12 protein-coding genes, 1 tRNA gene and 1 pseudogene are annotated in these 13,162 nt (G+C 51.9%); 13 read left to right on the top strand and 1 reads right to left on the bottom strand.

Going from position 1 to position 13,162, the window contains the following annotated elements; translation table 11 throughout:
- Nucleotides 1-58: 58 nt before the first annotated feature.
- Nucleotides 59-3,232 (bottom strand): right-handed parallel beta-helix repeat-containing protein, encoded by a 3,174-nt coding sequence (locus tag Q3970_RS01325; protein WP_303098817.1) that lies wholly within the window; start codon nt 3,230-3,232, stop codon nt 59-61.
- 716 nt (nt 3,233-3,948) lie between these two features.
- On the opposite strand from Q3970_RS01325, the gene pheS reads away from it, so the two are divergent.
- The 13 genes and pseudogenes from pheS to prfA all read left to right on the top strand — a co-directional run bounded on the left by pheS (nt 3,949) and on the right by prfA (nt 12,835).
- Complete coding sequence (pheS, locus tag Q3970_RS01320) at nt 3,949-4,938, top strand: phenylalanine--tRNA ligase subunit alpha (RefSeq protein WP_303098816.1); 990 nt, start codon at nt 3,949-3,951, stop codon at nt 4,936-4,938.
- A gap of 32 nt (nt 4,939-4,970) precedes the next feature.
- Nucleotides 4,971-5,510: a methylated-DNA--[protein]-cysteine S-methyltransferase gene (locus Q3970_RS01315; RefSeq protein ID WP_303098815.1), complete on the top strand. Its 540-nt coding sequence runs from the start codon at nt 4,971-4,973 to the stop codon at nt 5,508-5,510.
- 115 nt (nt 5,511-5,625) lie between these two features.
- Nucleotides 5,626-5,799 (top strand): hypothetical protein, encoded by a 174-nt coding sequence (locus tag Q3970_RS01310; RefSeq protein ID WP_303098814.1) that lies wholly within the window; start codon nt 5,626-5,628, stop codon nt 5,797-5,799.
- A 128-nt stretch (nt 5,800-5,927) separates the two neighbouring features.
- Nucleotides 5,928-6,338 (top strand): nucleotidyltransferase substrate binding protein, encoded by a 411-nt coding sequence (locus Q3970_RS01305; protein ID WP_303098813.1) that lies wholly within the window; start codon nt 5,928-5,930, stop codon nt 6,336-6,338.
- Nucleotides 6,339-6,692, top strand: coding sequence for a nucleotidyltransferase family protein (locus Q3970_RS01300; RefSeq protein WP_303098812.1), 354 nt, complete (start codon nt 6,339-6,341; stop codon nt 6,690-6,692).
- Nucleotides 6,671-7,273, top strand: a pseudogene (locus tag Q3970_RS01295) (DNA adenine methylase); the annotation flags it as partial. The gene Q3970_RS01300 and the pseudogene Q3970_RS01295, both read left to right, overlap by 22 nt.
- A 5-nt stretch (nt 7,274-7,278) precedes the next feature.
- The gene (locus Q3970_RS01290; RefSeq protein WP_303098811.1) at nt 7,279-8,052 is read left to right on the top strand and encodes a DpnI domain-containing protein; all 774 of its coding nucleotides are present in this window, start codon (nt 7,279-7,281) and stop codon (nt 8,050-8,052) included.
- Between the two features lie 17 nt (nt 8,053-8,069).
- A complete protein-coding gene (locus Q3970_RS01285; protein ID WP_303098810.1) occupies nt 8,070-8,405 on the top strand; it encodes a DpnD/PcfM family protein in 336 nt (111 codons plus the stop codon).
- A gap of 84 nt (nt 8,406-8,489) precedes the next feature.
- Nucleotides 8,490-10,856, top strand: coding sequence for a phenylalanine--tRNA ligase subunit beta (gene pheT, locus Q3970_RS01280; protein ID WP_303098809.1), 2,367 nt, complete (start codon nt 8,490-8,492; stop codon nt 10,854-10,856).
- Nucleotides 10,857-10,933: 77 nt separating this feature from the next.
- A complete protein-coding gene (locus Q3970_RS01275; protein ID WP_303098808.1) occupies nt 10,934-11,236 on the top strand; it encodes an integration host factor subunit alpha in 303 nt (100 codons plus the stop codon).
- Nucleotides 11,220-11,552: a hypothetical protein gene (locus Q3970_RS01270; RefSeq protein WP_303098807.1), complete on the top strand. Its 333-nt coding sequence runs from the start codon at nt 11,220-11,222 to the stop codon at nt 11,550-11,552. Before Q3970_RS01275 ends, Q3970_RS01270 begins: the two co-directional genes overlap by 17 nt.
- Before the next feature lie 26 nt (nt 11,553-11,578).
- Nucleotides 11,579-11,655 (top strand) — tRNA-Pro (locus tag Q3970_RS01265).
- Nucleotides 11,656-11,758: 103 nt separating this feature from the next.
- Nucleotides 11,759-12,835, top strand: a complete 1,077-nt coding sequence (prfA, locus tag Q3970_RS01260; RefSeq protein WP_303098806.1) for a peptide chain release factor 1 — start codon at nt 11,759-11,761, stop codon at nt 12,833-12,835.
- The last annotated feature ends 327 nt before the right edge of the window (nt 12,836-13,162 follow it).

Genomic DNA, 13,162 nt, shown 5'->3' with positions numbered 1-13,162 from the left:
GCCGTCTGAAAACTTGATTTTCAGACGGCCTGCGGCTTACGGGCTTGAAACCTTCTTGTTACACAATATGGGCGGAAACTTCACTTTGCCACTGTTCTTCACTGATGTTCAGAGATTGTGCGTATTTTGTGTCTGCAGTGCCGACGGCTAATCCCGCTCCACTCTCTTTGCCTAAAAGGGAGGATAAATCCAACTCGGTAGCGGCAAGCAAATCGTTCAGGGCCGACAGGCTGCCTGAAGCCGGGCCGGAAAGTTCTGCTGCATTTTCCGAGGCTGTTGCCGTTTGTTTGGATGCCGTTTGGTAGGAGTCGGTACCCGATATGGTGTTGCTGCCGATGCCCAAATCTAAAACGTGGGCGGTTTCGGCGGTTTCAACCGTTTCGGCAGTTTCGGGTGCATAGCCTGCAGCAGGAGTAGAAACGATATGTTTCACTTCTGCCAGCTCTTTACCGTTGTGGGTATTGTTGTCGGCATAAACATCGACAACAGCATTGCGTTCGATCCAGCTGCGGTAGAGGTTGCCGGTCAAGTCTGTAGTGATGTCGTTGCCGCTGACAATCAGTTCGGGAATCTCTCCGCCTGCGCGGCCGAGCAAGCTGACAACGGGTTTGTCCATGGTGCCGTGGATTTCAAAGGTGTTGTCGGTAACGCGGTAGGTTTCGGCATTGCCCACCATTTGAACGCCTTCAATGGTGCCGTCGGATGCTTCGCGAATGGTCAGACTGTTGCCCGATACGGTAACTTCGCCGCGCAGTTGGCCGCTGTTGCTCTCTTCGATAATAAAGATGGGCATGGCGCCTTTGAGGATGCTGCCGATGTCGATGTTGTTGTTCAGAATGTTGATGGTGCCCGATCCTTCGCCGTTTGTGCCTAAGGTATTGTTTTTTGTGTTGTTGATAATAGCAATGGCATATTTCGAGGATTCGCCTTCGATAGTGTTGCCGGTAATGTCGAGCGTGTAGTGCATGTGCGGTTCATGGTTGCGGAACTCGATGCCGTATGTCTGTATGGCATTTTGGTAAACATCCAGATTTGAAACAGTGTTGTTGCTGATTTCAAAATGGCCGGTATCGCTGCTGCGCAAATCGCGGTTCATGGTGTTGGTTTGGATTTGAATGCCCGCATAACCGTGGTAGCGGCTTCCCAAATCGTCGTCTTGTTCCAAGCGGAAGTTCGGATCGGCAATGATGGTGTTATTGCTGATTTTCACCGTATCCATCGTGAATTGGCGGTTATACACGGCAATGCCGTTGAGGCGGTCGCCGTTTGAGGTGTTGTTTTCAATCACGATGTTGTCGCCGTCGTGCACATCCAAACCTTTGCGGTAGTTGTGATCGGTTTTGTTGTTGGTAAAGGTGATGCCGAAGTTGTAGCTGCCTGCCATGCTGGCGATGCCGTAACCGGTGCCGCCGTCGGCTTCGTGGCCGTTCCACGACATGGTGTTGTTGTCGGCCACAAAGTTTTTCTGGTAAGAAACCAATACACCGGCCACACGGTTGTGGTGCAGATTGCTGTCGACGATGCGGTTGTTTTCACCCAAGGGCAGGCTTTCGTAGGTTTCATCTACTTCGCCGCGGATCAGGCGGGCTTTATAGGTACGGCCTTGGGGGCTTTCGGGATCGGATGTCAGGGTTTTGGTAGAGGTGAAATACACACCGGCACGGTTGGCTCCGGATACTTCTACTTTGCTGATGAGGGTATTGTCGGCATCGTTTACCAGAATACCGCTAACCTTGCCGAAATAGCTCAGACCCTTACGGTAAAAATCGGGATTGGTATATTTCACCGACAGCTCGGCAATGGTTTTGTTGCTTTGGCCGTCGATAAGGATGCCGGCGAAAGCACGGATGTCGTCTTCGTTGCTGTTGGGGTTGAACACGCCGGTTTGCTCTTTGTCGAACGAAATAGTGGTTTTACCCATGCCGTCGCCAAACAGGCCGGTTACGCCGGAATTGGTTTCGTTCAATATAATTTGATCTGAAATATACAGGCTGCCGCTCAAATATACGGCGGCGTTTTCCAGATGGGCCGCAGCCAAAGCGGCGTTGATAGCGGCAAGGCTGTCGGTTTGGCCGCTCGGATCGGTGCCGAATTCGGTGGCATCGATATATTTTCCGTATTGCGGGTGTTCATATACACGGTAGCCGTTTTGCGTTGCGGTTGGGCCGTCTGAAACTGTGGCGGCAGAGTTTGTTGAAACAGCCCCGGTCGGGGAGGTTGCTGCTGTTGAATCATTTGCCGGATTATTGTTGTTTGCAACGGTATCTGCCGTTACGGCAGTGTTGCCGGATGAGGTTGCCGTATCAGCCGTTTTTTGTCCGCTTTCTTTGCCGGAAGCGGAAACGGTTTCAGACGGCATGCCTGCGGGTTCGGGCACAGTTGTGCTGCCGGGTGCGGTGCTTTGCGCATCGGATACGGTAGTGCCGCCGGATGAGATTGCAGTTGCAGTATCAGCCGTTTTTTGTCCGCTGTCTTTGGCGGCAGCGGAAACGGTTTCAGACGGCGTGCCTGCGGATTCGGGATCAGTTGTGCTGACGGGTGCGGCATCTGCTGTTTCCTCGGCTTCTTCTGCAATAGAAACGGAAGCAGTTTCTGTTGCAGTATTTGTTTGTACGGCAGAGTTTGAAGATGCGGTTTGAGCGGCTGTTGCCGTGGTTTTGGGAGTGGTGGCTGTATTGGCAGACGAAGCGGCAGTTTGTGCGGCTGTCGAAGATGCATTGCTTTGGGTTGCCACAGCGGTCGGAGACGGGTTGGTGCTGCTTCCGCCCCCGCCTCCGCCGCCTGCCAATGCGCCGAGCAGGCCCACTCCCGCCAAGCCGCCCAAAGTTACGGCCAGTTTGTTTACGCCGTTGCCGGCGCCGCTTTGGTGTACGGTTACTTGTTCGGCTGCCAAGGGCTTGGCAGGGATTTTTCCGTCATAGGCGGCCGACGATCCGTCTGCCTGCAAACCTTTGATATTGCCGTTATGGGCATAGTAGTTTTCGATTACGATATCGGGACGGCCGGAAGCAGAAGCTTTGCTGCGGATATGCAGATTGTCGCCCATACGGGTAAATTCCAGATTTTCAGGGGCAAGGCCGGTGGCGGCGTCGGCAAGCTGGTAATCAGAGAGTGCGGCTGCCTGTATGTGCAAGGCTTGGCCGGAACCGGCATTTACATTGAAACGGGCGGTCCGTCCGGCAGTTGATGCACCTTTCGTCGGGATAACGGTGAGGATGATTTGGTTTGACATTTTTAAGCTCCGTAATGTTGTTAAATTTGTTTTAAAACAATTAGTTGAAATTTCCTGTTAAAAAATGGCAGGTTATTCCCGAATTGTTTTGTTTTGTTAAAAAGTGCAAATTTATTTAGAATTTTATTGATTTTAAATAATTAAAAAATCAATTTTATTTTTATGATATTTTCAGATAGTTATTTATCTATCTGATAAACAAATATAAAAAAATGAAAATAGATTTATCTAAAATGACATTTGGTTTGATAAATCCAAATTCCATAATTTACAAATGTAAACGCAATTTATCACACCTGATAAAGTAATCAAAGTAATTATTTGCTATTTGCAATAAATTTGGTGGATTATGCAACAGTGATGATGACGGCAGACTGGTTTGGGCAGCTGTTGTATGCCTGATTGGAGGTGGCTTGAAAACTGTCTGAAAAAAAATGTTTTCAGGCAGTGCGGATGGAGAGGGTTGGATGGGAAATATTAAAGTGCCTGATTTAGCCTGCTGTTTTTTCGGCGCAATTTGCGTTAAAATAATCAAATTTTAGGATGGGGCAGTAAACCGGGCAGGGGGGGGGCTGGAACCGTCTTGCGGAGGCGGCAGCAATTCTGCTTGCTGAAGCGTTGCTGCCTTGTTAAAAATCAATTGAGTCTGCCGTATTTGCCGCCTTCTGCAGCATCGTGCGGGATGAACTGCAAAATTCAAACGAATCGATATTATTATGGAAAATGTAAACCGTATCGCCGCGGAAGGTGTTGCCGCAGTGGAGGCTGCTGCTGATTTTCAAACTTTAGAGCTGGTTAAAGCCCGCTATATGGGCAAAACCGGAGAGTTGAACGCCCTGCTGAAACAGCTCGGCAGCCTGCCGCCCGAAGATCGCAAAACCGTCGGTGCCCACATCAACGAATGCAAAAAACGCTTTCAGGCTGCCTATGAAGCCAAGCGTGATGCGCTCAACGAAGCCAAACTGCAGGCGCAGCTGGCCGCCGAAGCGCTCGACGTTACCCTGCCCGGGCGCGGGCAGGGAAGCGGCGGCCTGCATCCCGTTACCCTGACCCTGCAACGCGTGGTCGAACTCTTTCACGGCATGGGCTTCGAGGTGGCCGACGGCCCCGAAATCGAAGACGATTTCCACAACTTCCAAGCGCTCAATATCCCGCAAAACCACCCCGCCCGTGCCATGCAGGACACTTTTTACGTGGAAAACGGCGACGTGCTGCGCACCCACACCTCGCCGATTCAGATCCGCTACATGCTGGATAAAAAGAACCCGCCCATCCGCATTATCGCCCCCGGCCGCGTCTACCGCGTCGATTCCGACGCCACCCACTCGCCGATGTTCCACCAAGCCGAAGGCCTGTGGGTGGAAGAGGGAGTAACGATGGCCGACTTGAAAGCAGTGTTCACCGATTTTATCCGCCGCTTTTTCGAGCGCGACGACTTGCAGGTGCGTTTCCGCCCCTCGTTCTTCCCGTTCACCGAACCTTCCGCCGAAATCGACATCATGGGCGACAACGGGCGGTGGCTGGAAGTGGGCGGCTGCGGCATGGTGCACCCCAATGTGCTGAACAATGTGAATATCGACCCCGAACGCTACACAGGCTTTGCCTTCGGCATCGGCCTCGACCGCTTTGCCATGCTGCGCTACGGCGTGAATGACCTGCGGCTGTTTTTCGATAACGATTTGAATTTTCTGAAGCAGTTTAAATAAGTTTGCAGACGGCCTTCGGACGTCCCGCCAAAATGATTTACACCCACTGTTTTCACAGCCCTTTGGGCGGTATGGTTGCCTGTGCCACCGAGCAGGGCTTGTGTCTGCTGGAATTTGTCGGCAGCAGGCGGGTTGAGCGGGAACAGCGGGATTTGCAGCGTTTGCTCAAGCGGCGGTTGGCTGCCGGAACAAACCGGCATCTGGAACAGGCAGAAGCCGAGCTGCGCGAATATTTTGCCGGAATACGGCGGCAGTTTGAGGTGGCGCTGCATACGCCGTCCACGCCGTTTCAGGCAGCCGTTTGGGCGGCACTGCAACAGATTCCGTACGGCACAACCGTCAGCTATCAAGAGCAGGCCGAACGGATCGGCAAACCTTCCGCCGTGCGGGCGGTCGCCAATGCCAACGGGCAGAACCGCGTATCGGTCATTATCCCGTGCCACCGCGTAATCGGTGCGGACGGCAGCCTCATGGGTTACGGCGGCGGTTTGCAGCGCAAACAATGGCTGCTGGAACATGAGCGCGGCATGAATCCGCACTCCGGCGGCCTGTTTGGTGAAGCAGGCTGCTGACGGCTGAAAATGGAACCGCATCAATATTTTTGACGGCTGTTTTAATCATGATGCGGGTTTTGAAGCAATATGAATCAGTTTTCAGACGGCCTGAACGGTGAACAGAACACATTTCATGCTGATCGGTTACGGTACCGCCTTAGCCTGCCTGATATTGCAGGCTTGTTTTGAAACCCGTGCCGCGCAGTATTTTGATTTTAAATCGGGCAATGGCGGATACTTGGTTTTGGCAGAAAGATGGCTGGAGCGCGCGCAATACGCTTTTTGGGCGGGTTGGCCTGCACGGTAACCGGCAGCGGCTGCGCGCCATTCCGCAACAAATGGGAAAATGTTGTTTTGCTAGTCTGCACGCTGTGTGCTTATGGTTTGATTTCAATCTTCTTTTAATGTTCAGGCTGCCTGAAAACCGGAATTCCCATGCAGACATTATCCATCCAGCCCCTGACCAATGCCGTTGCCCGTTTGCAGGAGGGTTGGGAACGCTACCTGAAAGACGTTTCCGACACCCAAATCCGCGACGGCCTGATTCAGCGTTTTGAATTTACCTACGAAATCGCCCATAAAATATTGAAGCGGTATTTGGAACACGCTTCCGCCAATCCTGCCGAGATTGATGCGATGACCTTCCAAGACCTGATCCGCACTGCCAACGAGCAGGGCTTGCTGCGCGGCGACTGGTCGGATTGGCGGCAGTATTGCGATATGCGCAGCCGCACCAGCCATACTTATGACGAAAAAACCGTTCTGGCCGTGGTGGGCGGCATTGAACAATTTCTCGCCGAAGCCGTGTTTTTACGGGATATGCTTAACCGCAGACTGGGAAACTGAATGGATATTGCAGCCGGACATTTGCAGACCGTCAAACAGATTCTGCGCCGACACATCCCCGATTACACCGTATGGGCATTCGGCTCGCGGGTAACGGGCACGGCCAAACCCTATTCCGATTTGGATCTGGCCGTTATCGCACCGCAAGCCCTGACCCTGGCCGAACACGCCGCTTTGACGGAAGCCTTTTCCGAATCCGACCTGCCTTGGAAAGTGGATATTGCCGACTGGCAGTTGATCAGTGAAGAGTTTAGGAAAATCATCCAACAACAGCATTACGTGATACAGACGGCCAGAAACCTTTCAGGCTGCCTGAAAATAAAGTACCCACCATGTCAAATAAACCTTTTCTGAAATGGGCAGGCGGCAAAGCCAAACTGGCGCCGTTTATTGCCGCCCATATGCCCCAAAATCCCTGCAAGCGCTTGATTGAGCCGTTTGCGGGATCAGCTGCCTTATCGCTGGCTTTGGACTTTGATGCCTATCTGTTAAACGACACCAATCCTGATTTGATTGGCCTTTTCCGGACATTAAAACAGGAAAAGCAATCGTTCATAGAATATGCCCGTTCGTTTTTTATTTCTGAAAATAATCAGGAAGCCCGCTTTTACGAGCTGCGCGAACAATTCAACCACAGCCGCAATATTGCCGAGCGTTCTGCCTTGTTTGTTTATTTGAACCGACATGCCTTTAACGGCTTGTGCCGCTACAACAGCAAAGGCATGTTTAACGTTCCCTTTGGCCGTTACAGCGCCCCTTATTTTCCCGCAACGGAAATGCAAGCCTTTGCTGACAAGTCCGAGCGCATCGAATTGATGTGCGGTGATTTTCAGGCAGCCTTAAATCAGGCAGGTGATGACGATGTGGTCTATTGCGATCCGCCTTATGTGCCGCTGAGCGAAACCGCATCGTTTACGTCGTATGCGAAAGGTTTCGTGCAGTGAACTTGTATTTCGATACATGCTTGGCAGAGGGTTATAAAAATGCTGCTCAAATTGTCCGTGTTTTGACTGAAAACTGGATGGGGGCAAATGTGTATTGTCCGAATTGCGGCTGCAAACCGATAAGTAAAGCACCGAACAACCGCCCCGTACAAGATTTTCTGTGTTCCCACTGCAACGAACAATTCGAACTGAAAAGCAAACAGGGGAAATCAACAGGGAAAACCGTTAATGATGGCGCATACCAAACCATGATGGAGCGGATTCAGGCCGACGACAACCCCAATTTCTTTTTCCTGTCGTACAGCAAAGCCGATTATTCCGTGCAGCAGCTCATGCTGGTACCCAAGCATTTTATGACCGCCGATATGATTGCCCGCCGCAAACCTTTGCCTGAAACCGCAAAACGGGCAGGCTGGGTTGGTTGCACGATAAACATCGGCACACTGCCTGAAAGCGGTAAAATCTTATTGGTTGAGCAAGCCCGGATGATTGAACCCGAACGGGTACACGAACAATGGAAAACGAGCCTGTTTTTAAGAAAGCAAAAAGCAGCCAATAAAGGATGGCTGCTAGCCATTATGAAATGCATCGAAAGGCTACCTGAGCAATTTAATTTGCAACAGGTATATGGATTTGAAAAACAATTGTCGATTCAATTTCCTGAAAATAATCATGTTAAGGATAAAATCCGCCAGCAGTTGCAGATTTTGCGTGATCAAAATGTAATCGAGTTTTCCGCCCGTGGGCAGTATCGGAAACTGGCCATTTGATAAAAGAGAAAGTGAAAATGGAATTGTTTGAAGTTGAAGTTAAAGAGATCCTGAGTCGTAACATAATCATCGAAGCGGAAACTGTATCTAGTGCAATTGATAAAGCAAAAGAAATGTGTAAGCATGGGGAAATAGTGCTTGACTCCGATGATTTGATTTTCCAAGGTTTCTTTCCTTACAATGGTTTAATGTCCAAGATTTCATTACCTGATGAATATGTAGAACATTTAAAATTAGTTATAGATTATCTTGAAAAAGATGAATTAAAGGATTACGAAAGTAATAGCTTTCCGAGAAACCATATTTTCCATTCCATTATGGCGTTGAAAAATATATTAAAAATATATAAATAGACTGCCATTATCCTCTTAACTCAAATTTCCTAGAAACTGGTTGATTACCTGTGAATAACCTTTAATTTTGATAGATCAATAACCATGCAATTCCCCTATTCCTGGCTGAACACCCAAGCCCATCCCAATCTTTCCGCCGACGAACTGGCGCACCTGTTAACCATGGCCGGTTTGGAGGTGGAAGAAACCGAACCCGCCGCGCCTGCTTTCTCTAATGTAGTGGTGGCGGAAGTGAAATCGGTGGAAAAACACCCCGATGCAGACCGCCTGAACGTTACCCAAGTCGATGCCGGCACCGGCGGGCTGATTCAAATCGTTTGCGGTGCACCGAATGTGCGTGCCGGCATCAAAGTGCCGTGTGCCTTGCCGGGTGCGGTGTTGCCGGGCGGTTTCAAAATCAAGCCCACCAAAATGCGCGGCGTGGAATCGGGCGGTATGCTGTGTTCCACCGACGAGTTGGGCCTGCCCGACGACGGCGTGGACGGCCTGCACATCCTGAGCGCCGATGCGCCCGTGGGGCAAAACCTGCGCGACTATCTGGATTTGGACGACACCGTTTTTACCCTGAAAATCACGCCCAACCGTGCCGACTGTTTGAGCATCAAGGGTTTGGCGCGCGAAGTAGCGGCACTCACGGGCTGCGCGTTCAGGCAGCCTGACATTCAGACGGCCTCGGTGGGCAGCGCGAAAATACAGCCCGTACGCATTGACGCGCCTGCCGACTGCGGCCGCTTTATCAGCCGCGTGATTGAAAACGTGGACGCGCAGGCGGCCACGCCCGCGTGGATGAAGCAGCGGCTGGAACGCAGCGGCGTGCGCAGCATTTCCGCGCTGGTGGACATCGGCAATTATGTGATGCTGGAACTCGGCCAGCCGATGCACGTTTTTGATGCCGACAAACTTTCAGGCAGCCTGATTGTGCGCCGCGCCGAAAACGGCGAAACGCTGGAATGCCTGAACGAAAAAACCGTTACCCTGGCCGACAACACCTTGGTGGTGGCCGACGAACAAGGCACATTGAGCATGGCCGGGCTGATGGGCGGCGCGGCCAGCGCGGTTTCAGACGGCACCAAAAACATCGTGCTGGAAGCGGCTTGGTTCGCGCCGGAAATCATCGCCGGCAAATCGCGCCAATACGGCTTCGGTTCGGACTCTTCCTTCCGCTTCGAGCGCGGCGTGGACTTTGAATTGCAGCGCGACGCCGTCGAGCGCGCCAGCGAACTGGTATTGCAGATTTGCGGCGGCGCGGCAGGCGAAATCGTTGAAGCGGCAGGCAGGCTGCCCGAACGCAAAACCGTAGCCGTGCGCACGGCGCGGGTGGAAAAGCTGCTGGGCGTGAAAATTGATGAAGAACGGATAAAAACTATTCTGGCCGCCTTGGGTCTGCAACCGAAAAAAGTTTCAGACGGCCTGCAAACCACGTCGCCGAGCTTCCGTTACGACATCGAAATCGAAGCCGATTTAATCGAAGAAATCGCCCGCGTCTACGGCTATGACAACATTCCCGATGACCACACCTCAGGCCGTCTGAAAATGTTGGCGCTGCCCGAAACCCGCCGCAGCCGCTTCGCTGTTTACAATCAAATGGCGGCGCGCGGCTATCAGGAGGTGGTGAGCTATGCCTTCGTTGACGAGCAATGGGAGCGCGATTTCGCCGCCAACGAAGACCCCGTCCGCCTGAAAAACCCGCTGGCGGCGCAATACAGTGTGATGCGTTCCACCCTGATCGGCGGTTTGGTGGAAATCCTGCAAAACAACCTCAACCGCAAACAAAACCGCGTGCGCGTGTTTGAAATCGCCCGCGTGTTCAACAAAGGTTCGGACGGCCGTTTCGTGCAAAACGAACACATCGGCGGCCTGGTTTACGGCTCCGCCGATCCCGAGCAATGGGGCGGGAAAATCCGTGCGGCCGATTTTTACGATGTGAAAGGCGATGTCGAAGCCCTGCTGGGCGGTAAAAACGTGTCGTTCGTAAAGGCCGAACATCCCGCGCTGCACCCCGGCCGTACCGCCGAAATCGTGATGGACGGCCATGCCGTCGGCTTTATCGGCGAGCTGCACCCGCAATGGCTGCAAAAATACGGCCTGCCGCAAGCCGCGCTGGTGTTTGAAATCGACATGGCCGCCGTGCTGGGCAGGAAAAAAACCGTTTACCGCCCCGTATCCAAATTCCAGCCCGTACGCCGCGATCTGGCGTTTGTGCTGCCCGAAGAGGTAACGCATGATACGCTGCTGGCCGCTTTGTGGGGGATGAAGAGCAAATTGGTTCAAGAAATCAGCGTGTTCGACGTTTACCGCGGGGCAGGGCTGCCGGAAGGGACGAAAAGCATGGCGGTGAAGGTGGTGCTGCAAGATCATGAGGCCACGCTGACCGATGATGCGGTGGAGCCTTTAATCGAAAAACTGGTGGAATACGCCGCTGAAAGTGCAGGTGCGCAACTGAGGCGTTAAAATTTTCGATATTCTCTTGAATTCTAAAAAAAAATTAGTGATAATCCGCATCTGTATGAAAAAACGAAGGTAATAAAATGACACTAACTAAAGCCGATTTGGCCGATATTTTGGTAGAAAAGGTGAGCAGCGTAACCAAAAACGATGCCAAAGAAATTGTCGAACTCTTTTTTGAAGAAATCCGTTCTACTTTGGAGCGCGGCGAAGAAATTAAAATTTCCGGTTTCGGCAACTTCCAATTGCGCGACAAGCCCCAGCGCCCCGGCCGCAATCCGAAAACCGGCGAAGAAGTGCCGATTTCCGCCCGCCGCGTGGTAACCTTCCACGCCAGCCAAAAACTCAAAGGTATGGTGGAGCATTATTATGACAAGCAGCGCTAACCTTCCCGGCATCCCCGCCAAACGTTATTTCAGCCTCAACGAAATGTGCGAACTGGCGCAGATCAGCACCGCCCAATTTGCCCAATGGCAGCACGAAAACGGTGTGGTGGTCGGCTACGGCGGCAATAACTATACCCGTGCGGATGTGCTTAAGGTTTTGAAATTGAAAGATACGTTTGCACCGTTTATTGATACGTTCAACCACAATGCTTTAGATGCTTCGGGCAATCCGGCGATTCAGGCCGAAGAAATGCGCGAAGAGCTGAAAAAAATGTTGGGCGAAGTTGAGAAAACGCTTGCCAGCCAAGCTGCATGATTCTATAATCCCGTTCTCTTCAGAGTCGGAGTGTGGCGCAGTCTGGTAGCGCACTTGCATGGGGTGCAAGGGGTCGAAGGTTCGAATCCTTTCACTCCGACCAAAAAAACAATTGAAAAGTCAGCTACGCATTAGCTGGCTTTTTTCTTTGCTGTTTGACTTGAGGCCGTCTGAAATGTTTCAGACGGCCTTAACGGAAAAAAATCATGAAACCGTCTATTCTAGAAAAACTGCAACAATTGGCCGAACGTTTGGAAGAGGTAACCCACCTGCTGGGCCAGCCCGAAGCCGCCGACGATATGGATAATTACCGCAAGCTCACGCGCGAACACGCGGAGATTACGCCGGTGGTGGAAGTGTTCCGGCAATACCGCTTGGCGCAAAGCGATCTGGCCGATGCGCAGGAAATGCTGGCCGACCCCGAAATGAAAGCCTTTGCCGCCGAAGAAATCGAAACGGCCAAAGCGCAAATCGAAACGCTGGAAAACGAGCTGCAAAAACTGCTGCTGCCCAAAGACGCCGACGACGATAAAAATATTTTTATCGAAGTGCGCGCCGGCACCGGCGGCGACGAAGCGGCGCTGTTCGCCGGCGACTTGCTGCGTATGTACAGCCGTTACGCCGAGCGCAACCGCTGGCAGGTGGAAATCGTATCGGCTAACGAGAGCGACTTGGGCGGTTATAAAGAAGTAATCGCCCGCATCGTCGGTTTGGGCGCATATAGTAAGTTGAAATTCGAGTCGGGCGGCCACCGCGTGCAGCGTGTGCCCGCTACCGAAAGCCAGGGGCGTATTCACACCTCGGCCTGCACCGTGGCTGTGATGCCCGAGGCCGACGAGTTGGAAGAAATCCAACTCAACCCCGCCGATTTGCGCATCGACACCTTCCGCGCATCCGGCGCGGGCGGCCAGCATATCAATAAAACAGATTCCGCCGTGCGCATCACCCACCTGCCCACCGGCATGGTGGTCGAATGCCAAGACGGCCGCTCGCAACACAGCAACAAAGCGCAGGCGATGAAAGTTTTGGCGGCACGGCTGAACGACGCACAAAAGCGCGAAGCGCAGGCTAAAGAAGCGGAGGAGCGCAAAAGCCTGATCGGCAGCGGCGACCGTAGTGAGCGCATCCGCACCTACAATTACCCGCAAGGCCGCGTTACCGACCACCGCATCAACTTGACCCTGCACAAGCTGGATTTTATTATGGATGGCGATTTGGAAGAATTAACGGCTGCGCTGACAGCCGAACATCAGGCTGAGCTGTTGGCTGAAATGGGAGGGTGATATGACATCGGTAAATAAAAATTTACACAAACTTGCAAACAGGGAAATTATTTTCATATTGTTTTTAACAAGTTAATTCTTTTTTGTAAAAAACACTTGCGCAATATACGCAAATATTGTTAATATTCGTTATGTAAACAAGGCAACAGTTTCAGCTGGTTTACATTCCTTTTCATCGATTTTATTTTTTTAAGGCCGTCTGAACCCTTTTCAGACGGCCTCCTTTCTATTTCCCGCCTCTTCCGAAACAGCGGTAGTTTCGTCGGTTAAATGTCGACAGACCCTACGGTTTTTTTCATATTTGCGTGCGGCCGTGTTTCATCAAGT

It is taken from the genome of Neisseria sp., assembly GCF_030530745.1.
GTDB lineage: Bacteria > Pseudomonadota > Gammaproteobacteria > Burkholderiales > Neisseriaceae > Neisseria.
Note: the sequence above shows the minus strand (reverse complement) of the source record. Positions and strands in the feature narration are given on the sequence as shown.